The sequence below is a fragment of the Streptomyces sp. NPDC058464 genome (assembly GCF_042721035.1).
Taxonomy (GTDB): domain Bacteria; phylum Actinomycetota; class Actinomycetes; order Streptomycetales; family Streptomycetaceae; genus Streptomyces.
The window spans coordinates 25742-49144 of record NZ_JBHXMA010000057.1; the positions used below are offsets into that span (position 1 = coordinate 25742).

The window sequence follows — 23403 nt, forward strand, 5'->3', positions numbered from 1 at the left end:
CCCATGAAAAAGAGCGTGCTGACCCGCTACCGCGTCCTGGCCTACGTCACCGGTGTGCTGCTGGTGCTGCTGTGCCTGAGCATGATCGCCAAGTACGGGCTGGACATCGACGGTGCGGCCGACGTCACGCGCGTCGTCGCCATCGCGCACGGCTGGCTCTACGTCGTCTACCTGGTCTTCGCCTTCGACCTGGGCTCCAAGGCGAAGTGGCCGGTCGGCAAGCAGCTGTGGGTGCTGCTGGCGGGGACCATCCCGACCGCCGCCTTCTTCGTGGAGCGCAAGGTCACCCGCGAGCTCGACGCCAAGGTCACCGAGGGCTCTCCGGTGGCCGCCAAGGTCCAGGCCTAGGCCCCGGGCTCCGGGGTCCCACCGCCGTACGGACACCCGTGCGGCGGTTCTGCATCGACATTTACTTGGACGTCCTAGTAAATTCGAGGGTATGGACGCTGAAGCCATCGAGGAGGGCCGCCGACGCTGGCAGGCCCGCTACGACGCGGCCCGCAAGCGGGACGCCGACTTCACCACGCTCTCCGGTGACCCCGTGGAGCCGGTGTACGGGCCCCGACCGGGGGACACTTACGAGGGATTCGAGCGGATCGGCTGGCCGGGCGAGTACCCCTTCACCCGCGGGCTGTATCCGACCGGTTACCGCGGGCGGACCTGGACCATCCGCCAGTTCGCCGGGTTCGGCAACGCCGAGCAGACCAACGAGCGCTACAAGATGATCCTCGCCAACGGCGGCGGCGGCCTGTCGGTCGCCTTCGACATGCCGACACTCATGGGGCGGGACTCCGACGACCCGCGCTCGCTCGGCGAGGTCGGGCACTGCGGGGTCGCCATCGACTCCGCCGCCGACATGGAGGTCCTGTTCAAGGACATCCCGCTGGGCGACGTCACGACGTCCATGACGATCAGCGGGCCCGCCGTGCCCGTCTTCTGCATGTACCTCGTCGCCGCCGAACGGCAGGGCGTGGACCCGTCGGTCCTCAACGGCACACTGCAGACCGACATCTTCAAGGAGTACATCGCCCAGAAGGAGTGGCTGTTCCAGCCCGAACCCCATCTGCGGCTGATCGGCGACCTGATGGAGTACTGCGCGGCCGGCATCCCCGCGTACAAGCCGCTGTCCGTGTCCGGCTACCACATCCGCGAGGCGGGTGCGACGGCCGCGCAGGAGCTGGCCTACACGCTCGCGGACGGCTTCGGGTACGTGGAGCTGGGGCTCAGCCGCGGGCTCGACGTGGACGTGTTCGCGCCCGGACTCTCCTTCTTCTTCGACGCGCACGTCGACTTCTTCGAGGAGATCGCCAAGTTCCGCGCCGCGCGCCGGATCTGGGCGCGCTGGATGCGGGACGTCTACGGCTCCCGGTCGGACAAGTCGCAGTGGCTGCGCTTCCACACGCAGACCGCCGGTGTCTCGCTGACCGCCCAGCAGCCGTACAACAACGTGGTGCGGACGGCCGTGGAGGCGCTCGCGGCCGTGCTCGGCGGGACCAACTCGCTGCACACCAACGCCCTCGACGAGACCCTCGCCCTGCCGAGCGAGCAGGCCGCCGAGATCGCGCTGCGCACCCAGCAGGTGCTCATGGAGGAGACCGGGGCCGCCAACGTGGCGGACCCGCTGGGCGGTTCCTGGTACGTCGAGCAGCTCACCGACCGGATCGAGGCCGACGCCGAGAAGATCTTCGACCAGATCAAGGAGCGGGGGCTGCGCGCCCGTCCGGACGGGCGGCACCCGATCGGGCCGGTCACGTCCGGGATCCTGCGGGGCATCGAGGACGGCTGGTTCACCGGCGAGATCGCCGAGTCCGCCTTCCAGTACCAGCGGTCGCTGGAGAAGGGCGACAAGCGGGTCGTCGGCGTCAACGTGCACACCGGGTCCGTCACCGGCGACCTCGAGATCCTGCGGGTCTCGCACGAGGTCGAGCGGGAGCAGGTACGGGTGCTGGGCACCCGGCGGGCCGCACGGGACGAGGGCGCGGTGCGCGCCGCCCTGGACGCGATGCTGGCCGCTGCGCGGGGCGGGGCCAACATGATCGCGCCGATGCTGGACGCGGTACGGGCCGAGGCGACCCTGGGCGAGATCTGCGGGGTGCTGCGGGACGAGTGGGGGGTGTACACGGAGCCGGCGGGTTTCTAGCGGCGTACCAGGGGGCTCCGCCCCCTGGACCCCCGGGACCCACGCCCACCCACCACCCGACTCGGCCGACCGAGAAGTGACCGCCTCGGCCGGCTCGGTGGGCTGAGGAGCGGCTGCCTCGGCCGGCTCGGTGGGGCGGGAAGGGGCTGTCCGGGGCGGCTCGGTGCGGTCAGGGGGGCTCGGTCGGTTCGGTGGCGAGGCCCAGTAGCAGGACCCGGGTGAAGTCGCGTACCCACTCCTCGTCCGCCGGCTTGCCGCTCATCAGGGTGCGGTGGACCACCGCACCCGCCACCATGTCGAAGATCAGGTCCACCGTGCGGGCGGCCTCCTCCGGGTCCGGCTCGGAGGGGAGTTCGCCTCGGCACTGCGCCCGGGCCCGGCCCTCCAGGACCAGCCGCTTCTGGCGGTCCACGATCGAGGAGCGGATACGTTCCCGCAGCGCGTCGTCCCGGGTCGACTCGGCGACCGCCGCCATCAGGCCGCTGCGGGCCTCGGGGCGGTCCAGGATCGCCGCGAACTGCAGCACCACACCCTCGATGTCGTTCGCCAGGCTGCCGCGGTCGGGGAGCTCGAGTTCGTCGAACAGTTCTGCCACCGCGTCGACGACGAGCTCGTTCTTGCCTGCCCAGCGGCGGTAGAGGGTCGTTTTTGCAACCCCGGCCCGCGTGGCCACGTCTCCCAGGGTGAGCTTGGACCAGCCCAGTTCGACCAGCGCCTGCCGCGTCGCCTCCAGGATCGCGGCGTCGGCGGCGGCGCTGCGCGGGCGGCCGGTACGGCCTGCGGGGGTGCGGCTCTGCATGCCACGACCATAACCGGCGGTTCATGTGATGCCGTGAGGGAGATCACCGGAATGTGGTGTCGCGCAGGCCCCTGATGGCATTACGCTACGGGTCGTAGCGAAAGCTCGTGGGTGACCGCACGGGCGACGACCATGGGCGTGGGGTGGGGACCCGGCGCCGTTGCGGAACACACGTTCGGCCAGCTTTCACAACGCTTTTCACTTGCGCGCGGGAACGGGGGAGGATAGACGCATGCAGCCACGGAACATGTCCATGAGCGGCGTCGTCGACCTCGCCGCGGTCAAGGCGGCCCAGGACGCCAAGACCAAAGCCGAGCAGGCGCGCGCCGAAGCGGTCCGGCAGGGTGGGGCCGGTGCCGTCTCCCCGGCCGACCTGGTCATCGACGTCGACGAAGCCGGCTTCGAGCGCGATGTCCTGCAGCGGTCCGCCGAAGTGCCCGTCGTCATCGACTTCTGGGCCGAGTGGTGTCAGCCCTGCAAGCAGCTGAGCCCGGTCCTTGAGCGCCTCGCCGTCGAGTACGACGGCCGCTTCCTGCTGGCGAAGATCGACGTCGACGCCAACCAGATGCTGATGCAGCAGTTCGGGGTCCAGGGGATCCCGGCGGTGTTCGCCGTCGTCGCCGGGCAGGCACTGCCGCTCTTCCAGGGGGCGGCCCCCGAGCAGCAGATCCGCGAGACGCTGGATCAGCTGGTGCAGGTCGCCGAGCAGCGGTTCGGGCTGACCGGACTCGTCGTCGACCCCGACGCGGAGCCGGGTGCCCAGCCGGAGGCCGCGCTGCCCGCGGGTCCGTACGACGCGCTTCTCGAGGCCGCCGTCCAGGCGCTGGACGCGGGTGACTTCGGCGGTGCGGTCCAGGCGTACAAGAACGTGCTGACCGACGACCCCGCCAACAGCGAGGCCAAGCTGGGGCTCGCGCAGGCCGAGTTGCTCCAGCGGGTGCAGGGGATGGACCCGCAGGCGGTGCGCAAGGACGCGGCCGAGAAGCCGGCCGACGCCGAGGCGCAGATCGCGGCCGCCGACCTGGACCTGGTGGGCGGGCATGTCGAGGACGCCTTCGGGCGGCTGATCGAGACCGTGCAGCGGACGGCCGGGGACGACCGGGATGCCGTACGGCGGCGGCTTCTTGAGCTCTTCGAGGTCGTGGGCACCGACGATCCACGGGTCGTGGGAGCGCGCAGGGCGCTGGCGCGCGCGCTGTTCTAGACAACGGTCTGAACACGGTTCTGACCAGTCGCTAAACGTCACGTCCTGTGATGCCCGAGTGAAAGATTTGCCGACGCGGGGCCACAGCGGCCGCTCTTTACCAAATCTTGGTAATCGCGGCCGCTGTTACTCGGAGTAAATCAGGGTCGTTGATCTGTCTGGTTCTGTCCATTCATCAACTGTTTTGCTCTGCCCCTGGATGCCACCCAGGGTTGCTCTCCGAGACCAGCGGGTCGTCCTTCGGTTATCCGCCCGTTACTACCGAGTAACGAAGCCCCTTGTGCGGGCGGCGAGAATGCACCACGATCGGCGACGCTCGGTCCATTCCCGTACCCCGACAGCCAATCGGGCCGCGGGTTCATCTGGGTCCCCACCGAGCAGAGTCGGCGGCAGTGACGCCGGCTCTTGGGCAGGGGGGTCTTCGCTCTACGGCGAAGCCTGTCCAGCAAGGTTGTGCGTGATGCGTGTCAGGCGCGACCAGTGGTTGTCGCTCGGGGGTGATCGCCGGTGATCGAGGTGCGTTTCGTGCCTCCGAGTGCGGGCGCTCCCCTTCCGAGGACGTAGCACTTCTCCCATCCCTGCCCGGCCGAGCCGCCGTTGGGGGCGATACCGGGCCAGGAGATGTACGTCCGAGAAGGAGGAAATATGGAGTCCCAGGTGCGTGGCGGGACCAGATGGAAGCGGTTCGCTGTGGTCATGGTGCCCAGCGTTGCCGCCACGGCGTGTATAGGTGTCGCCCTCGCGCAGGGTGCTCTGGCCGCGTCGTTCAGCGTGTCGGGCCAGCAGTTCAAGGTCACGGCCGACCAGCTCGAAGGCGACGGCTTCGTCCAGTACGGCGCGGTCGACTCGGGCTACACCCTTGCGGGTAAGAGCACGATCCACCCGGTCGCGGTCTCGGCGTTCAACACGGCGAAGATCAACAACCTGTGCCAGTCCGTGGTCACGCCGAACGTCCCGATCTTCGGGAACGTCAGCCTGATCCTGCACGCGGGCACCGATGCCAGCAAGCCGGTCGAGGCCAGCAAGCTGTACATCGACCTTGACGACCTGAGTGCCGACGCGACGTTCACCAACATCAACATCGGTGTCGCGGCCAGCAGCTCGACCAAGGGTCCGGGCGTCAAGTCGAGCGAGGTCAGCAACCAGCAGACGAACCCCTACGGGTTCGCGCAGGAGGCGGACCACGCCTCGCTGTCCGGCGTGAAGCAGACGGCGTGGGCCACCACCGCCGGAACCTTCAAGCTCAGCGGGCTGCACATGTCGATCTCGACGTCGGGAGCGGAGTGCTACTGAGCACTCTGTGACGGGCGGGGGAGCCGACGGCACCCCCGCCCTCCATCTTCTCCCCACGGTCTTCACACGCGGTACAAGGAACCACCACCGCACCACACACAGCATCACCACCACAGCAACGCCGCACCAGGGAGCTGTTTTCCATGAGCGCCGAGACTCCTGCCGCACCCGGCCAGTTCACCCGCCGGAGGCTGCAGTTCCGCTCCTGGCGGGGCACACGGCCTTTCTGGGCCGGTCTGTACATCCTGCTCGCCGGTTTCCCGATCATGTACTTCCCGTACGCGCACCTCCAGATCGGCAACCTCACGGTGGCCATGGCCACCACCGCGGGTGCCGGATCCCTGATCATCGGCGTGCTGCTCGTCGTCCTGGGCATCAGCCTCTGGTACCAGAAGCACATCCGCACGTTCGCGGGTATCGCCGCGATCCTGCTGGCGCTGGTGTCCCTCCCCGTGTCCAACTTCGGTGGCTTCATCATGGGCTTCCTGCTCGCCCTCGTCGGCGGTGCGATGGCCGTGGCCTGGTCCCCGGGTGCGCCCCCGAAGCCGCAGCCGGAGGGCGAGATCCCGCCGGCCGGGGACGACGCCCCGGAGGAGGCCGCCTACTACACGGGTCCGGACGGCGTGGACGCTGACTCCCAGGACCTCAAGGCGCTGGGGGAGAACGACCTGTCAGGAACGAGCCCGGTGAACGGGGCGAACGGGAGGCACAGTGCCGGCTGACGAGGTGACCCACGGGACTGATGTGGACGAGTCCCGTGTGAGAACCGGGCCCCGCCATGCGGCACCCAAGAAGCCGCTGTTCACCAGGTTCCACATGCCCGCGGGCAAGGCGATAGCGTCCGTGGCGATGCCCACGGCCGTGCTCATGGGCTTCGGGTTCACGTCGACGCTCGCGATCGCCGACACCAACAGCACGTCGTCGGCGTCCTCGAAGAGCCTCGCCGAGGACTACAAGGACTGCGTCGCGGCCCTGGACTCGGCCTCGCCCTCCGCCTCGGCGAGCGCGAGCGACGACGCCACGGACTCGGCCACGCCGTCCGCCACCGCGTCGGACGACGCCAAGGACTCGACGTCGTCGTCGGACAAGTCGTCCTCGTCGGATTCAGGTTCCGACGACACGGCCACGCCGACGCCGTCCGCGTCCAAGTCGTCGTCCTCCTCGGGCGATTCGGGGTCCTCGGACTCCGGCAGCACGGCGACCCCGTCGCCGTCCGCCTCCGAGAGCAGCAGCAGCGGTGGCGGTCTGCTGGACTCGATCGGGGACGCGATCGGCAGCATCCTCAGCGGCGGCAGCACGACGAGCTCGTCCTCGTCGGACTCCACCGCGAGCGCCACCCCCTCGCCGTCGGCGTCCGCGTCCTCGGACTCGTCCTCGTCGTCCACGGAGAAGTCGGACTCGTCCGCCTCGACGAGCGACGACAGCGGCTCGGACACCGTCTCCAAGACCGTCAAGACGGTCACGGACACCGTGAAGGACACCACCGACACGGCGACCAAGGCGGCGGACGACGCCACCAAGGCGGCCGCGGACGCCACCAGCAGTGCCTCGCCGAGCGCCTCCGCGAGCTCCACCACGTCGGCCGACGACTGCGAGGTCGCCACCGACGACGTGAGCGGTGTCGACAACAAGGTGCCGGTGGCGGACGACCCCTGGTACCTGAGCGCCAGCTCGCTGACGCTGAAGAGCGCCGACTACCAGGGCATCGTCACGGTGAAGACGGCCAGCGGCAAGACGAAGAAGGTGCTGAAGTACGTCATCTCGGGCGGCACCGACATCGGTAACCTGCACCAGACGGTCAAGGACACGAACATCGACAAGACCTACCACGTGCAGGCCGCGTCGGGTTCCACGTCCACGATCCGCGACGGCTCCACGACGATGTACACGGAGTCCATCTCGGGCAACCTCTTCGGCCTGATCCCGATCACGTTCGACGTGGACAACCCGCCGCCGCTGAACATCCCGCTGATCTACTTCACCAACGTGAAGGTCACCCAGGCCGCGCAGTTCGGCGGCACCCTGCACATCCCCGGGATGCACGTCTACACGACCGACGGAACCGGCTGACCGCCGCCACAGACCCGTTCGGGAGCCGCGCAAAGAGCTGTGGCCCGGTCGTCCGCCTCGCGCGGAGACCGGGCCACAGTGCTGTCCCGCGTGAAGGAGATGTCCGTGACGGCTGGGGTGTACTTCGGATGAGTGGTCTCTTCGACGACCTCGACGGGCTGGACCTGGACGCGCACGCACGTCGCTGGTCGGCACCGGAGGTGCTGCGGACCGACGGCGCGGTGAGCGAGTGGATCGGTGCCGCGCAGATGTTCGCCGCTGTTATCCAGCAGGACCCGGCCCGGCTGACCGGTGCGCAGTGGCGGGCGGTCGCCGAGGCGTGGCCGGCCCTGCTGGCGGCCGCGGAGCGGGCGACCGGCGCCCAGCGCAACGAGTGGCTGCTGCGCGACCTCTGGCTCCGGGTCTCCCTGCTGAAGGAGCTGACGGAGGCGGGCGCGGTGCCGGACGTTCCGCTGCTGGATCCGGGCCCGGTGCTCGACCGCGCCCTCGACGCCATGCCGATGACCCCGGACACGGCCGCCGCGCTCGCCTCGCGGTGGCGTGAGCTGGACCGCGCCCGGATGCTCTCCCTGCGCAGGGTCCGCGGGCTGCTCGGCCCCGCCCGCGCCGTCGCCCCGCTGCTTCCGGATCACCCGCGCAGGGGCGAGTTCGAGGAGTGGGACCGGATCGCCGACACCCTGCCGTAGCCCGGAGACAGGAAGCGAGGGCGCCCCCTGCCACAGGGGGCGCCCTCGGTGCCGTACAAGGCCCTTCAGCGGGGCGTCACTTGTTGATGCCGCCGATGTGGTGGACGCGGAGCATGTTGGTGGTGCCGGAGACGCCGGGGGGCGAACCGGCCGTGATGATGACGGTGTCGCCCGGGTTGAAGCGGTTGATCTTGGCGAGCTCCTGGTCGACCATGTCCACCATCTCGTCCGTGGTGTTCACGAACGGCACGACGTGCGACTCCACACCCCAGCTGAGGGTGAGCTGGTTGCGGGTGTTCTCGTCGGTGGTGAACGCGATGATCGGCTGCTGCGCGCGGTAGCGCGAGAGGCGGCGGGCCGTGTCACCCGACTGGGTGAAGGCGACCAGGCCGCGGCCGCCGAGGAAGTCCGCGATCTCGCAGGCGGCACGGGCGACCGAACCGCCCTGGGTGCGCGGCTTCTTGCCCGGCACCAGCGGCTGCAGGCCCTTGCTCAGCAGCTCCTGCTCGGCCGCCGAGACGATCTTCGACATCGTCTTCACGGTCTCGACCGGGTACGCGCCCACGCTGGACTCGGCGGACAGCATGACCGCGTCGGCGCCGTCCAGGATCGCGTTGGCCACGTCGGAGGCCTCGGCGCGGGTCGGACGGGAGTTGGTGATCATCGACTCCATCATCTGGGTCGCCACGATCACCGGCTTGGCGTTGCGGCGGCACAGCTCGATGAGCCGCTTCTGCACCATGGGGACCTTCTCGAGCGGGTACTCGACGGCGAGGTCGCCACGGGCGACCATCACGGCGTCGAACGCCAGCACGACGCCCTCCATGTTCTCGACCGCCTGCGGCTTCTCCACCTTGGCGATGACGGGGACCCGGCGGCCCTCCTCGTCCATCACCCGGTGGACGTCGTTGACGTCCTTCGCGTCCCGCACGAAGGACAGCGCGACCATGTCGCAGCCCATGCGCAGCGCGAACCGCAGGTCCTCGATGTCCTTGTCGCTCAGCGCGGGCACGTTGACGGCCGCACCGGGCAGGTTGATGCCCTTGTGGTCGGAGACGACACCGCCCTCGATGACGATCGTCCGCACCCGCGGGCCCTCGACGTCCAGGACCTTCAGCTCGACGTTGCCGTCGTTGATGAGGATCTGGTCGCCGCGCGAGACGTCGCCCGGCAGGCCCTTGTAGGTCGTACCGCAGATGGTCTTGTCGCCCGGGACGTCCTCGGTCGTGATGACGAACTCGTCACCGCGCTCCAGCTCCACCGGTCCCTCGGCGAAGGTCTCCAGACGGATCTTCGGGCCCTGGAGGTCGGCCAGGACGCCGATGGCGCGGCCGGTCTCCTTGGCGGCGGCCCGGACGCGGTCGTACCGCCCCTGGTGCTCGGCGTGCGAGCCGTGGCTGAAGTTGAACCGGGCCACGTTCATGCCGGCCTCGATCATGGCGACGAGCATTTCGTGGGTGTCGACCGCGGGGCCGAGAGTACAGACGATTTTCGAACGGCGCATGGGGCGATCCTATCGGTTTGTTTCGCTACGGAATATTCCGTCTGGTGGAAGATACAAATGGGCGCTAATGTGCTCAGCTGTTATTTCCGACCGGTGCCGATCCGGTGCCGACGAGCGCGTACGTCTGCGTCGCGATCTCCAGCTCCTCGTCCGTCGGCACCACCGCGACGGCGACGCGCGCACCGGCCGGCGATATCAGCCGCGGCTCGTCCCCTCGGGCGCCGTTCAGCTCCGGGTCGACCGCGAGCCCCAGCCCCTCCAGACCCGCCACGGCCGCCTCCCGCACCGGGGCCGCGTTCTCGCCGACGCCCGCGGTGAATGCCACCGCGTCGACCCGGCCGAGGACGGCGCAGTACGCGCCGATGTACTTCTTCAGGCGGTGCACGTAGATGTCGAAGGCGAGTTCTGCGTCTTCGTCGCCCTCGTCGATCCGGCGCCTGATCTCCCGCATGTCGTTGTCACCGCACAGACCGAACAAACCACTCCTCTTGTTGAGAAGAGTGTCGATCTCGTCCATGGACATTCCGCCAACCCGGGCCAAATGGAAAATGACGGCCGGGTCCAGATCGCCGGAACGGGTTCCCATCACCAGTCCCTCCAAAGGCGTCATGCCCATCGAGGTGTCCACGCACCGGCCACCCCGGACGGCCGACGCCGACGCCCCGTTGCCGAGGTGCAGCACGATGACGTTCACCTCTTCCGGTGTCCTTCCCAGCAGCCTCGCGGTCGCCCGGGACACGTACGCGTGCGAGGTGCCGTGGAAGCCGTAGCGCCGGATCCGGTACCGGTCGGCGATCCGCGGGTCGATCGCGTAACGCGCCGCGGACTCCGGCATGGTGGTGTGGAACGCCGTGTCGAAGACGGCGACCTGCGGCAGGTCCGGGCGCAGCGCCTGCGCGGTGCGGATCCCGGTCAGGTTGGCCGGGTTGTGCAGCGGGGCGACCGGGATCAGCCGCTCGATCTCGTCGAGCACCGCGTCGTCGATCACCGTCGGCTCGGTGAAGAACATCCCGCCGTGCACCACCCGGTGCCCGATCGCGGCCAGCTCCGGCGAGTCAAGGCCGAGCCCGTCCTTGGCCAGCTCCTCCGCGACGGCCTTCAGCGCGGCCTCGTGGTCGGCGATCGGACCGACCGCCTCGCGGGTGTCACCGGTGCCGAGGCAGGAGTGCTTCAGCCGTGAGGTCTGCTCGCCGATCCGCTCGACGAGACCCACCGCCAGCCGGCTGCTGTCCCGCATGTCCAGCAGCTGGTACTTCACCGACGAGGAGCCGGAGTTGAGGACGAGGACACGGGTCGGACGGTGGCTCACTGGGCGGTTGCCTTCTCGCTCGGGAACGCGGCCTGGGGCGAGGCCGGGTTCTGGGCCGGGTTCTGGGCCGAATTCTGGGCCGGGTTCTGGGCCTGGATCGCCGTGATGGCGACGGTGTTGACGATGTCCTGGACGAGGGCACCGCGGGACAGGTCGTTGACGGGCTTGCGCAGCCCCTGGAGCACCGGCCCGACCGCGATCGCGCCGGCCGACCGCTGCACGGCCTTGTAGGTGTTGTTGCCGGTGTTGAGGTCCGGGAAGATCAGCACGCTGGCCTGCCCGGCGACCTCGGAGCCCGGCAGCTTGGTGGCGGCCACCGACGGCTCCACCGCCGCGTCGTACTGGATCGGCCCCTCGATCTTCAGGTCGGGCCTGCGCGAGCGCGCCAGCTCGGTCGCCTCCCGCACCTTGTCCACGTCCGCACCCGAACCCGACGTGCCCGTGGAGTACGACAGCATCGCGATCCGCGGCTCCACCCCGAACTGGGCGGCGGTACCGGCCGCCTGGACGGCGATGTCGGCGAGCTGCTCGGCGTTCGGGTCCGGGTTCACCGCGCAGTCGCCGTAGACCAGCACCTTGTCGGCGAGGCACATGAAGAAGACGGACGAGACGATCGACGACCCCGGCCTGGTCCTGATGATCTCGAAGGCCGGCCGGATGGTCGCCGCCGTCGAGTGGACGGACCCGGAGACCATGCCGTCCGCCAGCCCCTCCTGCACCATCAGGGTGCCGAAGTAGTTGACGTCGGCGACCACGTCGTACGCCAGCTCCACCGTCACGCCCTTGTGGGCGCGGAGCAGCGCGTACTGCTCGGCGAAGGCGTCGCGCAGCTCGGAGGTGGCCGGGTCGATCAGCTGGGCGTCGCCCAGGTCGATGCCGAGGTCGGCGGCCTTCTTGCGGATCTGGTCGACCGGTCCGAGCAGTGTTATGTCACATACCCCCCGGCGCAGCAGCACCTCCGCCGCATGCAGCACCCGCGCCTCGGTCCCCTCCGGCAGCACCACCCGCCGCTTGTCGGAACGCGCCTGCTCCAGGAGCTTGTGCTCGAACATCATCGGGGTGAGCCGGCCGGTGCTCGGCGCCGAGACCCGCTTGTTGAGGCCGGCGGTGTCGACGTACCGCTCGAACAGGCCGAGCGCGGTCTCCGCCTTGCGCGGGGTGGCCGCGTTCAGCCTGCCCTCCAGGGAGAACAGCTGGGCGGCGGTCGGGAAGCTGTTGCCGGGCACGGACAGCACCGGGGTGCCGGGGGCCAGCCGGGCGGCCAGGGTGAGGATCTCGTCGCTGGGCCGCTCGCCGAGGGTGAGCAGCACGCCGGCTATCGGCGGGGTGCCGGCGCTGTGCGCGGCCAGCGAGCCGACGACCAGGTCGGCGCGGTCGCCGGGGGTCACGACCAGACAACCCGGGGTCAGGGCGGGCAGGAAGTTCGGCAGCATCGCGCCGCCGAACACGAAGTCCAGGGTGTCCCGGGCCAGCCCCGAGTCGTCGCCCAGCAGCACCTTCGCATCGAGCGCGTGCGCGATCTGGGCGACCGTCGGCGCGGACAGCGCGGGCTCGTCCGGCAGCACGTACACCGGCACCGGCAGCCGCCCGTCGATCCGCCGGGCTATCTCCTCCCGGTCCTCGCGGACGACCCGGTTGGCGATCATCGCCAGCACGTCGCAGCCGAGACCGTCGTACGCCCGGAACGCGTTCCGGGTCTCCGCCAGCACGGACTCCGCGTTCTGGTCGCGGCCGCCGACCACCGGGATCACCGAGGCACCGAACTCGTTGGCGAGCCGGGCGTTCAGGGACAGCTCGTCCGGGAACTGGGTGTCGGCGAAGTCGGTGCCGAGGACCAGGACGACGTCGTAGTCGCGGGCGACCAGGTGGAAGCGGTCGACGAGGGTGGAGACCAGCTCGTCGGCACCGCGCTCGGCCTGGAGGGCGGAGGCCGCGTGGTAGTCCATGCCGTAGACGGTCGCCGGGTCCTGGGAGAGGCGGTACCGGGCACGCAGCAGCTCGAACAGGCGGTCGGGATTGTCATGGACGAGCGGACGGAAGACACCGACCCGGTCGACCTGCCGGGTCAGCAGTTCCATCATGCCCAGCTCGACGACCTGGCGGCCGTCGCCCCGGTCGATCCCGGTCACGTACACGCTGCGCGTCACGTGTGCACTCCGTCTCTCTATGGGTCTCTGCCTCTATGGGCTTGCATAGCCACACAAAAATCGCCCACCGGGGTGAGCGGAACCCTCTTGACAATACCCCTGGCGCCGGATAAGGCGCCCGTCAGGACTTCGTCCACCCGTCCGGCATGAAACAATCGGATCGGCTCACCGGTCACGACAGCGAGCAGGAGACACACCACCATGCGCATCGGAGTTCTCACCGCAGGCGGCGACTGCCCCGGCCTGAACGCCGTCATCCGGTCGGTGGTACACCGTGCTGTCGCACAGTACGACGACGAGGTCATCGGTTTCGAGGACGGCTTCCGGGGTCTGCTCGACGGCCACTACCGCACCCTCGACCTGGACGCGGTCGGCGGCATCCTGTCCCTCGGCGGCACCATCCTGGGCTCGTCGCGACTGGAGCGGGACCGGCTGCGCGAGGCCTGCGACCGGGCCACCGACATGGTCGAGGAGTTCGGCATCGACGCGCTGATCCCGATCGGCGGCGAGGGCACGCTGACCGCGGCGCGCATGCTGTCCGACGCGGGCCTGCCGGTCGTCGGCGTCCCGAAGACCATCGACAACGACATCTCGTCCACCGACCGCACCTTCGGTTTCGACACCGCGGTGGGGGTCGCCACGGAGGCGATGGACCGCCTCAAGACCACCGCCGAGTCCCACCAGCGGGTGATGGTCGTCGAGGTGATGGGCCGGCACGCCGGCTGGATCGCCCTGGAGTCCGGGATGGCCGCCGGCGCCCACGGCATCTGCCTCCCCGAGCGGCCCTTCGACCCCGCCGACCTGGTCAAGATGGTCGAGGAGCGGTTCGCCCGCGGCAAGAAGTTCGCCGTGGTCTGCGTGGCGGAGGGCGCGCACCCCGCCGAGGGCACGATGGACTACGGCAAGGGCGCGATCGACCAGTACGGCCACGAGCGCTTCCAGGGCATCGGCACGGCCCTGGCGTACGAGCTGGAGCGGCGGCTCGGCAAGGAGGCCAAGCCGGTCATCCTCGGCCACGTCCAGCGCGGCGGCACGCCGACGGCCTACGACCGCGTCCTCGCGACGCGGTTCGGGTGGCACGCGGTGGAGGCGGCGCACCGGGGTGACTTCGGGAGGATGACCGCGCTGCGGGGGACGGACATCGCGATGGTGCCGCTCGCGGAGGCGGTGACCGAGCTGAAGAGGGTGCCGAAGGATCGGATGGACGAGGCGGAGTCGGTGTTCTAAGGGGCGGTTCGGTGGTGGGGGGAGCTGCGGGCCGGTGGGGGCTGGTCGCGCCCACGCGGCGGAGCCGCATATCGAACACAGCCCCGCGCCCCTTTTCAGGGGCGCTTGTCCTCGACTCTGTTCCAGAAGTGGCCGACGATCGCCGCAAGGAAGTCCTCGCCCTTGTCGTCGGCTGAATCCGCTGCCGGAATGTTGCCCCAGGCCAGGGTTGCCGTCATCTGGCCCTGGTAGCTCTCGTGCAGTTCGCGGAGGGTGCCCTCGATCAGGCGTTTGTCCAGGGGGACGACCTTGGCCACCTGGCGGACGTAGGCCTGCCAGCGGGTGGTGACCGCGCCCCGCAGCAGTTCCGCCAGCTTCTCCTCCTTGCCGGTGACGGTGATGAAGTCCGGCAGGGAGAGCCGGAGAGCCTCGGCCAGGACGGCGGACTGCCGTTCCGTGCCCTGCCACTCCTCGTCCTCCTCCATCGCGAGATAGCCGAGAAGGTCGACGCCGACCGCCAGCGCCACGTCCTCCGGAGCCAGCCCGCGCGCGATCCGGTGTTCGCGCAGCGTCCGCGGCCGGCCGATCAGTTCGCCCGGGGCACACCACAACACGCCTGCCAGCGCGGTGAGTTCGGGACTGCTGGGGATCACCGCGCCGCGCTCCCAGGCGAGGACGAGATCGGGCGTGGCGTACGGCAGCCCGAATGAGGCCCGCAGATCGTGGGCAACGTGCTCGGGCCCCATGCCGAGAGCGGCACGGAGTCTGCGGGCGGCGGGGGCGTTGAAGGGGGGACCTGGCTGGTTCGGCAGAGCTGGGGGTCGGCGCACAGCCGACAAGGTAGGGGTGATCAAGGACGGTGACTACGGTCCGTTCGGCCAGGAACACGGATTGTACGAACGTACGGTTTCCCCCGTACGTGTGACCTGTTCATCCCTTGACGGCGCCGCCCAGCGCGAATCCTCCTCCCAGCCGCCGCGCGACCAGGACGTACAGCAGGATCACCGGCGTCGAGTAGATGACGGAGAAGGCGGCGAGCTGGCCGTAGGCGACGGTGCCGCGGTTGCCGAAGAAGTCGTTGATGCTGACCGATGCGGGCATCTGGTCCGGCGAGAGCAGCAGCATGAACGGGACGAAGAAGTTGCCCCACATCATCACGAAGGCGAACACGGTGACGACGGCGAGACCAGGCCCCATGAGCGGAAGCACGATCCGCACCAGCGACTGGGCGGAGCCCGCACCGTCCGTCCACGCGGCCTCCTCCAGCTCCTTCGGGACACCGTCCATGAAGTTCTTCATCAGCCAGATGGAGAACGGGAGTTGGGAGGCGGCGAAGAACAGGATCGTGCCCTGCATGGTGTCGATGAGGTTGATCCGCACGAACAGCGCGTACACCGGCACCATGATCGCGGTGATGGGCAGACTGGTCGCGAAGAGGATGGAGAGCAGGAACGGCCGGTTGAGCCGGGAACGGTAGCGGGAGAGCGGGTACGCGGCGAGGGCGGCGCACACGACGGTGAGCGCGGTGGCGCCCCCGCACAGGATCAGGCTGTTGAGCAGCGGGGTGTAGGTGATGTCGGGGGTGAGGATCGCGTCGAAGTTGGCGAAGGTGAACCCGTCCGGGATCCGCACCCGGAGATCGGCGTGCGGGTCGACGGCGGAGAGCAGCACCCAGGCGAGCGGCAGCACGAAGGCGGCGGCCACGACGAGCAGGCCGAGGTCGGCGGCGAGCCGGCGGGAGCGGTGGCGATTGCGAGGCATCTTTCGGCTCACACCTCCGTGCGCAGCAGCCGCATGTAGACGACGGAGAAGAGCGAGCCGACGAGGAGCAGCAGCAGGGCGACGGCGGTGCCGTACCCGATCATGCTGTTCTGGAAGGCCTGTTCGTACATGAAGAGGGGCAGGGTCTGGCTCCTGTCCCCCGGGCCGCCCCTGGTCATCACCCAGATCAGCCCGAAGACGGAGAGCGTCTGGAGCGTGTTGAGCATCAGGTTGGTCCCGATGGACCGGCGGATCATCGGCAGCGTGATGTGCCACATCCGCCGCCAGCCGCCGGCGCCGTCGACCTCCGCCGACTCCTCGATCTCGTTCGGGATCTCGTCGAGGGCGGCGGAGTACACGAGCATCGAGAAGGCCGTCCCCCGCCACACGTTGGCGAACGACACCGCCAGGATCGGCAGCGTGAACAGCCAGTTCTGGGACGGCAGATGGAGAAAGTCCAGGATGGCGTTGAGCGTCCCTTCCCGCCGGAAGAAGGCGTACAGCAGAAACCCGGCGACGACCTCCGGCAGCACCCACGCCGTGATCACGATCCCGCCGGTGAGCGTCCGCACCGGCTTCGACGCCCGCCGCATCAGCGCGGCGAGCGCCAGCCCCAGCGTGTTCTGCCCGACGAGCGCGGACAGCACGGTGAAGACGAGGGTCAGCCAGACGGCGTTCAGGAAGGCGTCGTCGTGGAACGCCCTGCGGAAGTTGGCGAAACCGACGAAGGAGGAGTGCGCCTGGCCGGTGAGCTGGAGGTCGGTGAAGGCGATCCAGGCGCAGTAGACGATGGGCCCGCCGAGGAAGAGGAGGAGCAGGACCAGGGCGGGGGTGAGGGGGAGGCCGCGGAACAGCCGCCGGCCGATCGCGGGGTGACCGGCCGACCGCCCCCTCGGCTGACGCTCGGACTGACGCGCGGACTGACGCTCGGGTTGACGCACGGACTGACTCACTGGGTGACCACTTGGCCGTCGGTGACGTCCTTGAGCGTCGAATCGTAGGTACTCGCCGCCTTGTCGACCGACGCGTCACCGGTCGTCACGCTCTCCATGGCCTCCTGGATGGCGGTGGAGACCTTCGGATAGGCCGGGTAGGCGGGCCGGTAGTGGGTGCTGGCGACCAGATCGGTGAAGAACTTGATGCCGGGCTGGGCGGACGTGTACGACGGATCGCTCGCGACGTCCTTCCGCACCGCGATCCCCGAGTTGGCGATGTACCACTTCTGGGCGTTCGCCTTGGTCTGCATGGTCTTGACGAAGTCGAAGGCGAGGTCGGGGTTGGCCGCCTTGCTGGGGATGGCCCAGGTCCAGCCACCGGACATGCTGACCTTGCCGGGGGCCTGGCCGTGCTGGGTCGGCATGTAGGCCAGCCCCAGTTGCTTGGACCAGTCCGGCCACTCGTGCCCGCTGCCCTGGTTCCAGTCCTGCGGCAGCCAGGACCCGTCGAGGTCGATGCCGAGCTTGCCCTGGGGGAGGAGTTCACCGCGGACGGCGGTGCCGAAGTTGGGGTCGAGGGCGTCGGAGACGTCGGGCCCGAGCTTCTCCTTGTACACGGTCTCGACGAAGGACAGCGCGTCCTTGAACCCCTGACTCCCGGCGATCCACTTCTTGCTCGTCTTGTCGTAGAGCGGGTCGCTGGTCCCGTCGTTCGTCCCGTACAGCAGCATCTCGAAGCCCTGCATGGTGGCGCCCTCGCCGACGGGCTTGCCCGTGTAGACGTTCAGCGGCGTGACACCGGGGACCTTCTGCTTGATGGTCCGGGCGGCGGCGAGCACGTCGTCCCAGGTCTTCGGCTGCCAGTCGGTGGGCAGTCCGGCCTTCTTGAACACCCGCTTGTCGAACCAGAGTCCACGGGTGTCGGTCCCGTCCGGGACGCCGTACGTCTTCCCGTCCTCACCCTGGGCGGCCGCCTTGGCGGTGTCGATGAACTGCCCCCAGTCGTCCCACTTGCCGAGGTAGGAGTCGAGGGGCTTCAAGTACCCGCTGGTGATATCGGAGTTGATGAGGAAGGTGTCCTCGTAGACCAGGTCGGGAGCGGTCCGCGGCGACCGGAGCATCTGTTGCAGCTTCGTGTAGTACTCGGAGTCCGGGGCCTTGATAGGAACGAGTTCGACCTTCTTCCCCGGGTACTCCTTCTCGAACTGCTTCTTGATGTCCGCGAGATACGTGTCCATCACCTTGATGGAGTTGTCCGTGGACTGCTTGAAAGAGATCTTCACGGTGTCGGGACTGCTCCCGGACCCGCTGCCGCACGCGGTGAGGGAAGCGGCGGCGGTGACGAGGGAGAGGGCAAGGATGCTGACGGCGGTGGGGCGCACGGGCACGACCTCCTCGGCGGCCACTGCGCTGTGGCCTGGGGGTTCGTCTCTCTTGCCGTGTGAAGGTAAGTGGAGTGGTCTAGTCAGGTCAATGAGTGTGCACAGGATTGGCGATGGAGGGGGAAGGGTCAGAGGAGGTGGTCGGCCTTCCCGGCCTTGATGTCCCGGATGAGCGTGCGGAGGGCTTCGCGGGTGTCGGTGAGGCAGGCGTCCTCCTGGCCGGCTACGGCTATGTAGGCGTTGCCTTGGGGGTCGGTGCCTAGGCGGAAGCAGTTGGCACCCTCGGTGCAGAACGGCTCTTCCCAGGTGATGTCCGGCACGGGGTGCTCCTAGAGGTCGTCGGCGAGGGTGCGGATGAAGTCACGGGAGGCGTCGGCACCGAGAGCCACGCCCGCGGCCGCGTCGAGTTGGGCCCGGTACCTGCCGAGCTGTGCCTCCGTGTCGATGAACTCGGGACCGTGGGTGCTGTCCAACTCGACGGTGTCGAGGCGGGGTACGGCGGCCTCGGCGTAGACGACGGACTGTCCGGCTCCGGGGGTGGGACGCGGATGTGGGCCGTGTTGCCGGGGTGGGGGGCGGGGGTATGTGGGGGTGGGATGAGGGGGGTCAGTCGAGTTTGGCGGCCCGGGTGCGGGCTTGGGCGGCTTCGGCGGGGGCGTTGGCGCGGGTGTAGGTGTCGGCGGACCGGAGCCAGCAGGCGCGGGCGTCGGCCGGGCGGTGGGCGGTCTCGTGGGCGGATGCCAGGTTCTTGAGGGTCTGGCCGGCCCGGTACCAGTCCTCGAACTCCTGATGGATGCTCAACGCCTCGGTATACGCCTCGACCGCCTCCTCTACCCGGCCCGTCTCCTGCAGGGCGACGCCGAGGTTGTTCCACGCGGTGGCCTCGCGGTGGCGGTCGTCGGCATCTTGGTACAGGTCGCGGGCGTGGGTGTGGGCCTCGATCGCTCCCTCCACCCGGCCCGTCTCCCGCAGGGCGATGCCGAGGTTGTTCCACGCCATGGCCTCGCGGTGGCGGTCGCCAGCAGCCTGGAACAGGTCGCCGGCGTGGGTGTAGGCATCGATCGCCTCCTCCACCCGGCCCGCCTCCCGCAGGGCGATGCCGAGGTTGCCCCACGCACTGGCCTCATGGTGGCGGTCGTCGACAGCACGCAGCAGGTCGCGGGCGTGGCTGTGGGCCTCGATGGCCTCCTCCACCCGGCCCGTCTCCCGCAGGGCGATGCCGAGGTTGTTCCACGCACTTGCCTTCTGGTGGCTGTCTCCAGCACCGTCTGCGGCCTCCCGCGCCACACCGGCCACGGTGATCCAGTCATCGAAATACCGCCGCCAGCCGAAATACTCCGACAAGTGCTCAGCCAGCCGTAGCGCTGCGTCCGCGTACCGCTCCTCCCGCGCCCACCCCACCGCCGCCACCAGCCCTGCCCGCTCCCCGTCAAACCACGCCAACGCCCCACGCCGGTCCCCGAACCGCTCCGGCTCCACCATCCCCGGCAACCACTGCAACCGAGCATCCGCCGCCCCCGCCCACCGACAGTAGAACCCCAGCACCCGCTCCCGCGCCGCCTCCCCCTCCTCCCGCAACCCCACATCCCCCGACACCACACCCACTCCATAACCCCGCACCAGGTCATGCAACCGCCACCGCACCACCGAAGCCGCCCCCTCGCCTTCCCGGACCGGCGTGACGAGATGTGTGGCGGCCAAGTCCTCCAATAGGGACAGCACGGTCTCCTCGTTGAGGTCGGCCAGTGCGGCCACCGCCTCCGTGCCGGTGTCCGCACCCGGTGCGAGGGCCAGCAGTCGCAGCAACCGAGCCTGATCGGCGGGCAGTCGGCGATACGAGGTCTCCAGCACGGGCCGGAGGACCAACGAACGGCCGTACTGATCCGTACCGTGACTGCCGTTGTCGAGGACGGTGGTCGGATCCCCGGTCTCCTTGATCTCGGCGACCAGCGAGGCGAGGCTCCGATGTCGACGTCGACGCAGCATCGCCGCGGCAATCTGGAGGCCCAAGGGCAAGTGGCCGCAGAGGTCGGTCAGTTCGCGGAGCGCGTCCGGTTCACAGGCGGGGCGGTCGTCGCGCTCGTCGGCGTCGTGGAGGGCGCGGCTGACCAAGGCGACGGAGTCGTCCGGATCGAGGGTCTCGAGGTCGATGAGTCGTACCGGCAGGGCGTCCGGGCGGTCCCGGGAGGTGATCAGCACCCGGTGGTGGTCCGTGCTGGGCAACAGCGGCAGGAACTGGGACGGATCCGAGGCGTTGTCCAGGATCAGCAGCATCCGGTCCTGCTGTTCGGCGAGGAGTGCGCGGTACGCGTCGTACTGGCGTTCCGGCGCCGGCGGCAGTTCCGTCCCCCGGACACCGAGCGCGTCGAGCAGCGCCAGGACCGCCTGGTCCGCGGTGACCGGGTCGGCATCGTAGCCGCGCAGGTCCACGAAGAGCGTGCCGCCCGGGAACCACCCCTTCGCGCGCGCTCGATGCCCAGCCTCCACAGCCAGCGCGGTCTTGCCGATGCCTCCCATACCGGTGACCGCGAAGATCAGGAGTGGGAGGGCGTCCCCGTCGGCCCTGTCCGGGGCGAGGTGGGGGAGTAGGCGGTCCAGCTCCGCCGTCCGACCGGTGAAGCCCAGCGGGCGCGGCGGCAGGGTCGCCGTCGCGTGGGGAACCGGGCCGTGGGCCGTGCCCCTGCCGCTAGCTTCCGGTCCGTTTGCCGACGACGGGTCCGTAGAAGGTGCCACCCCTGAAGTCGATGTGGTCGCCGCCGTACGTCGCTGAGCCGTCCCCGCGTTGTTGGGGACCCTCCTCGTCGTCGGAGCCCCCACGGGGCCGGTGCTTCCGCAACACCGCCACCGCGACCGAGGCCGCCTGTTCGGCGGCCCGCTCCTGCGAACCCGAGGCGTCCGCCACGTGCTTGTCGCGGTTCGCGCGGTCGCTGATTCCGCGGATCACGAGTGCGTCCAGCTGGCCGTTCAGATGGGCCGCGTGGACGGCGCCGGAACCCTCCATCTCGATGGCGCAGGCATCGTTGTAGGTGCGCCGGATCTCGTCGGCGAACGTGGATCTGTCGTCGGCAAGGACGACGTCGGCACACGCGATCGGCTTGAGGTGGGCCCGTAGCTCCCGCAGGTCGCGCACGGCTGAGCGTGCGGCCTGCACCAGACGGTTGGAGCCGGGCCAGCTCTTGGGCCGTGAGCTGAAGCCCTCGGGGGTGTGCTTGCCGCCATGAACGGCGTACACCCATGTCCCGACCACGACGTCACCGACCTCGATGTCGTCCTTGAGCCCGCCCGCGATCCCGACGAAGAACAGTGCCTGCGGGCGTAGCCAGCCCACGATCTGAGTGGTGAGCGCGGCGGCGTTCATGGCGCCCTCGCCCAACTCCGCGACCGCGAGAGCCCAGGGTGAGCCTTCGAGCGAGCCCACCTCCACGCGGGTCCCGTCGTCATGGACGAGTTCCTCGATGTCGCCCGTCAGATGGGCGCGGACGGCGTCGTACTCCAGGGGGAGCGCCGTGAGGATGACAGCGATGGGCTGTTTCGCGGGCATCCGTCCACAGTAGCGCCAAGTCTCCTGTCAGACCGTCCCGTTGGCTCAGGCTGAGGATCAGACGGTGATCAGGCCGATCGAGGGCTGTGGTGGCAGTTCATGGGCGGCGGCGCACAGCTTGGGTATGTGAGAGCCGTCCGACGTCACCAGACGGACAGGTGGCACGCAGAGAGCGGTGGTGGCGACCACGATCGCGTCGACGAGACATTCGTGACCGTCCAGACCGGTCGCGTCCAGGAGGAGGGCTGCGGTGCGCAGGACGGCCTCGTCGACCGGTTTGACGTCGAAGCGGGACAGCAGGAAGGCCAGGCGCCGGCCGGCCTGTCCTGAGCGCCGGACTTCCAGCGGGGTGAGGGCGGAGAGGGCGACTCGACGGCCGTTCAGCTCTGCCGCCCTGATCCGGGCGCGCATCTGCTCGTCGCCGTCGACCTGGAGGGAGAGCCCCTGAGCGTCCAGGACCAGCGTCCCTCCGCCTTTGCCCATGGCCTTGAGGCGCTTGCTTACCACTCGTCCTCCGCGCGCCGCAGGGCGTCTGCACCGACCGGGCCGAACTCCTGCTCGTCGGCCTCGATGACCTCGCGCAGTTTGGCCATGGCCAGCCACTGTTCCAGGGCCTCGGACACGACGGCCGAGAAGCCCGTCCTACCGGTCCTGGCCTCGATTTCCTTTATCAACGACTGAGGGAGGGACACGGACCGCTTGCCGGCCCGCTCCGGGGTGGGGGAAACGGCATGACTGCTCACTCATAGAACGTAACACCAGTGGTAGGAAAAAACGAGCGAAGTGGAGAACGGGCAGGTCGGAGGGGGTATGGTCGACCGGTGTGAGTCGGCCCGTCGGGTGGGGGAGAGCCGTATGCCGGAGCAAGGCGTCACCGTCGGGCAGTTGCTGCTCGCCGAGTACCAGACGATCAAGGACGAGCAGAAGGCGCGGATCGGGTTTCGGGACAACCTGCTGTACGTGACGCTCGGTGTGGTGGCCGCCGTGATTGCCGCGGCGGCGCAGGCCAAGCAGGCGTCGATGCTGCTGGCGTTGCCGCCGGTGTGCGTCGTGCTCGGGTGGACGTACCTGGTCAACGACGAGAAGATCTCGGCGATCGGGCTCTATGTGCGGGACGAGTTGGGGCCGAGGCTGGCGCAACTGACCTCCGCAGACGGGGATTTCAGCACCTTCGGCTGGGAGGCGTACCACCGGACCGACGTCCGGCGGCGGACCCGCAAGGCGATCCAGGCCGTGATCGACCTGACGGCGTTCTGCGCGGTCCCGTTGGCTGCGTTGGTGGTGTTCTGGGCGGGCGGGGACCGTGGTCGTTTGCTGGTCGGGCTGTCGGTCCTGGAGGCGCTCGCGGTGGCGGGGCTGGGGGTGCAGGTGCTGCTGTACATGAGGCCGGCGAGACAGAGGCGGAGCCCGGCCTGAGGCCGTACCG

22 protein-coding genes and 1 pseudogene are annotated in these 23403 nt (G+C 69.3%); 9 read left to right on the forward strand and 14 right to left on the reverse strand.

Annotation, left to right across the window (positions count from 1 at the left end):
- Window positions 1-3: 3 nt before the first annotated feature.
- A complete protein-coding gene (locus ACFWPQ_RS45665; protein WP_093499022.1) occupies window positions 4-348 on the forward strand; it encodes a DUF3817 domain-containing protein in 345 nt (114 codons plus the stop codon).
- A gap of 91 nt (window positions 349-439) precedes the next feature.
- A complete protein-coding gene (locus ACFWPQ_RS45670) occupies window positions 440-2140 on the forward strand; it encodes a methylmalonyl-CoA mutase (RefSeq protein WP_384049285.1) in 1701 nt (566 codons plus the stop codon).
- 169 nt (window positions 2141-2309) lie between these two features.
- Here ACFWPQ_RS45670 and ACFWPQ_RS45675 read toward each other — a convergent pair whose 3' ends face one another.
- The gene (locus ACFWPQ_RS45675; RefSeq protein ID WP_384049288.1) at window positions 2310-2939 is read right to left on the reverse strand and encodes a TetR/AcrR family transcriptional regulator; all 630 of its coding nucleotides are present in this window, start codon (window positions 2937-2939) and stop codon (window positions 2310-2312) included.
- A 232-nt stretch (window positions 2940-3171) separates the two neighbouring features.
- On the opposite strand from ACFWPQ_RS45675, the gene ACFWPQ_RS45680 reads away from it, so the two are divergent.
- The 5 genes from ACFWPQ_RS45680 to ACFWPQ_RS45700 all read left to right on the forward strand — a co-directional run bounded on the left by ACFWPQ_RS45680 (window position 3172) and on the right by ACFWPQ_RS45700 (window position 8192).
- Complete coding sequence (locus ACFWPQ_RS45680) at window positions 3172-4143, forward strand: tetratricopeptide repeat protein (protein ID WP_384049290.1); 972 nt, start codon at window positions 3172-3174, stop codon at window positions 4141-4143.
- A gap of 645 nt (window positions 4144-4788) precedes the next feature.
- A complete protein-coding gene (locus ACFWPQ_RS45685; RefSeq protein ID WP_361290345.1) occupies window positions 4789-5436 on the forward strand; it encodes a DUF6230 family protein in 648 nt (215 codons plus the stop codon).
- A 143-nt stretch (window positions 5437-5579) separates the two neighbouring features.
- Window positions 5580-6158, forward strand: a complete 579-nt coding sequence (locus ACFWPQ_RS45690; RefSeq protein WP_384049293.1) for a DUF6114 domain-containing protein — start codon at window positions 5580-5582, stop codon at window positions 6156-6158.
- Window positions 6148-7506 carry a hypothetical protein gene (locus ACFWPQ_RS45695; protein ID WP_384049296.1) on the forward strand — a complete coding sequence of 453 codons (1359 nt, stop codon included), beginning with the start codon at window positions 6148-6150 and terminating at the stop codon, window positions 7504-7506. The genes ACFWPQ_RS45690 and ACFWPQ_RS45695 overlap by 11 nt, the downstream gene beginning before the upstream one ends.
- 128 nt (window positions 7507-7634) lie before the next feature.
- Window positions 7635-8192 carry a hypothetical protein gene (locus tag ACFWPQ_RS45700; RefSeq protein WP_384049299.1) on the forward strand — a complete coding sequence of 186 codons (558 nt, stop codon included), beginning with the start codon at window positions 7635-7637 and terminating at the stop codon, window positions 8190-8192.
- Window positions 8193-8268: 76 nt separating this feature from the next.
- Here ACFWPQ_RS45700 and pyk read toward each other — a convergent pair whose 3' ends face one another.
- The 3 genes from pyk to pta all read right to left on the reverse strand — a co-directional run bounded on the left by pyk (window position 8269) and on the right by pta (window position 13152).
- The gene (gene pyk, locus ACFWPQ_RS45705; RefSeq protein WP_384049302.1) at window positions 8269-9696 is read right to left on the reverse strand and encodes a pyruvate kinase; all 1428 of its coding nucleotides are present in this window, start codon (window positions 9694-9696) and stop codon (window positions 8269-8271) included.
- 73 nt (window positions 9697-9769) lie between these two features.
- Window positions 9770-11005, reverse strand: a complete 1236-nt coding sequence (locus tag ACFWPQ_RS45710; RefSeq protein ID WP_384049305.1) for an acetate kinase — start codon at window positions 11003-11005, stop codon at window positions 9770-9772.
- Window positions 11002-13152: a phosphate acetyltransferase gene (gene pta / locus ACFWPQ_RS45715; protein ID WP_384049307.1), complete on the reverse strand. Its 2151-nt coding sequence runs from the start codon at window positions 13150-13152 to the stop codon at window positions 11002-11004. Before pta ends, ACFWPQ_RS45710 begins: the two co-directional genes overlap by 4 nt.
- A gap of 201 nt (window positions 13153-13353) precedes the next feature.
- Between pta and ACFWPQ_RS45720 the strand changes: the two genes are divergently transcribed.
- Window positions 13354-14379, forward strand: coding sequence for an ATP-dependent 6-phosphofructokinase (locus ACFWPQ_RS45720; protein ID WP_384049309.1), 1026 nt, complete (start codon window positions 13354-13356; stop codon window positions 14377-14379).
- Between the two features lie 95 nt (window positions 14380-14474).
- Here the strand turns inward: ACFWPQ_RS45720 and ACFWPQ_RS45725 are convergent, their stop codons facing one another.
- The 10 genes and pseudogenes from ACFWPQ_RS45725 to ACFWPQ_RS45770 form a co-directional block, all read right to left on the reverse strand.
- Window positions 14475-15188 carry an XRE family transcriptional regulator gene (locus ACFWPQ_RS45725; protein WP_384049312.1) on the reverse strand — a complete coding sequence of 238 codons (714 nt, stop codon included), beginning with the start codon at window positions 15186-15188 and terminating at the stop codon, window positions 14475-14477.
- Between the two features lie 100 nt (window positions 15189-15288).
- Entirely contained in the window at window positions 15289-16119 is an 831-nt protein-coding gene (locus ACFWPQ_RS45730; protein WP_384049315.1) for a carbohydrate ABC transporter permease, read from the reverse strand.
- Window positions 16120-16127: 8 nt separating this feature from the next.
- Window positions 16128-16985: a carbohydrate ABC transporter permease gene (locus ACFWPQ_RS45735; RefSeq protein WP_384049363.1), complete on the reverse strand. Its 858-nt coding sequence runs from the start codon at window positions 16983-16985 to the stop codon at window positions 16128-16130.
- An 83-nt stretch (window positions 16986-17068) separates the two neighbouring features.
- Window positions 17069-18442 (reverse strand): extracellular solute-binding protein, encoded by a 1374-nt coding sequence (locus ACFWPQ_RS45740; protein ID WP_384049318.1) that lies wholly within the window; start codon window positions 18440-18442, stop codon window positions 17069-17071.
- 122 nt (window positions 18443-18564) lie between these two features.
- Window positions 18565-18756 (reverse strand): hypothetical protein, encoded by a 192-nt coding sequence (locus ACFWPQ_RS45745; RefSeq protein ID WP_384049321.1) that lies wholly within the window; start codon window positions 18754-18756, stop codon window positions 18565-18567.
- Window positions 18757-18765: 9 nt separating this feature from the next.
- Window positions 18766-18960 (reverse strand): annotated as a pseudogene (locus ACFWPQ_RS45750) (Scr1 family TA system antitoxin-like transcriptional regulator); the annotation flags it as partial.
- An 82-nt stretch (window positions 18961-19042) separates the two neighbouring features.
- Complete coding sequence (locus ACFWPQ_RS45755; protein ID WP_384049366.1) at window positions 19043-20953, reverse strand: tetratricopeptide repeat protein; 1911 nt, start codon at window positions 20951-20953, stop codon at window positions 19043-19045.
- A gap of 169 nt (window positions 20954-21122) precedes the next feature.
- The gene (locus ACFWPQ_RS45760) at window positions 21123-21977 is read right to left on the reverse strand and encodes a 5'-methylthioadenosine/S-adenosylhomocysteine nucleosidase (protein ID WP_384049324.1); all 855 of its coding nucleotides are present in this window, start codon (window positions 21975-21977) and stop codon (window positions 21123-21125) included.
- A gap of 57 nt (window positions 21978-22034) precedes the next feature.
- A complete protein-coding gene (locus ACFWPQ_RS45765) occupies window positions 22035-22484 on the reverse strand; it encodes a type II toxin-antitoxin system VapC family toxin (protein WP_384049327.1) in 450 nt (149 codons plus the stop codon).
- A complete protein-coding gene (locus tag ACFWPQ_RS45770; protein ID WP_361290396.1) occupies window positions 22478-22720 on the reverse strand; it encodes a hypothetical protein in 243 nt (80 codons plus the stop codon). The genes ACFWPQ_RS45765 and ACFWPQ_RS45770 overlap by 7 nt, the downstream gene beginning before the upstream one ends.
- 112 nt (window positions 22721-22832) lie before the next feature.
- On the opposite strand from ACFWPQ_RS45770, the gene ACFWPQ_RS45775 reads away from it, so the two are divergent.
- Window positions 22833-23393 (forward strand): hypothetical protein, encoded by a 561-nt coding sequence (locus ACFWPQ_RS45775; protein ID WP_384049330.1) that lies wholly within the window; start codon window positions 22833-22835, stop codon window positions 23391-23393.
- Window positions 23394-23403: the final 10 nt, after the last annotated feature.

Bases quoted from the DNA above. Each gene is read 5' to 3' on its own strand.
- ACFWPQ_RS45720 (WP_384049309.1), top strand. From the start codon at position 13,354: ATGCGCATCGGAGTTCTCACCGCAGGCGGCGACTGCCCCGGCCTGAAC.
- ACFWPQ_RS45755 (WP_384049366.1), bottom strand. From the start codon at position 20,953: ATGGGAGGCATCGGCAAGACCGCGCTGGCTGTGGAGGCTGGGCATCGA.
- ACFWPQ_RS45700 (WP_384049299.1), top strand. From the start codon at position 7,635: ATGAGTGGTCTCTTCGACGACCTCGACGGGCTGGACCTGGACGCGCAC.
- ACFWPQ_RS45665 (WP_093499022.1), top strand. From the start codon at position 4: ATGAAAAAGAGCGTGCTGACCCGCTACCGCGTCCTGGCCTACGTCACC.
- ACFWPQ_RS45775 (WP_384049330.1), top strand. From the start codon at position 22,833: ATGCCGGAGCAAGGCGTCACCGTCGGGCAGTTGCTGCTCGCCGAGTAC.
- pyk (WP_384049302.1), bottom strand. From the start codon at position 9,696: ATGCGCCGTTCGAAAATCGTCTGTACTCTCGGCCCCGCGGTCGACACC.
- ACFWPQ_RS45675 (WP_384049288.1), bottom strand. From the start codon at position 2,939: ATGCAGAGCCGCACCCCCGCAGGCCGTACCGGCCGCCCGCGCAGCGCC.
- ACFWPQ_RS45760 (WP_384049324.1), bottom strand. From the start codon at position 21,977: ATGCCCGCGAAACAGCCCATCGCTGTCATCCTCACGGCGCTCCCCCTG.
- ACFWPQ_RS45670 (WP_384049285.1), top strand. From the start codon at position 440: ATGGACGCTGAAGCCATCGAGGAGGGCCGCCGACGCTGGCAGGCCCGC.
- ACFWPQ_RS45685 (WP_361290345.1), top strand. From the start codon at position 4,789: ATGGAGTCCCAGGTGCGTGGCGGGACCAGATGGAAGCGGTTCGCTGTG.
- ACFWPQ_RS45690 (WP_384049293.1), top strand. From the start codon at position 5,580: ATGAGCGCCGAGACTCCTGCCGCACCCGGCCAGTTCACCCGCCGGAGG.
- ACFWPQ_RS45680 (WP_384049290.1), top strand. From the start codon at position 3,172: ATGCAGCCACGGAACATGTCCATGAGCGGCGTCGTCGACCTCGCCGCG.
- ACFWPQ_RS45730 (WP_384049315.1), bottom strand. From the start codon at position 16,119: ATGCCTCGCAATCGCCACCGCTCCCGCCGGCTCGCCGCCGACCTCGGC.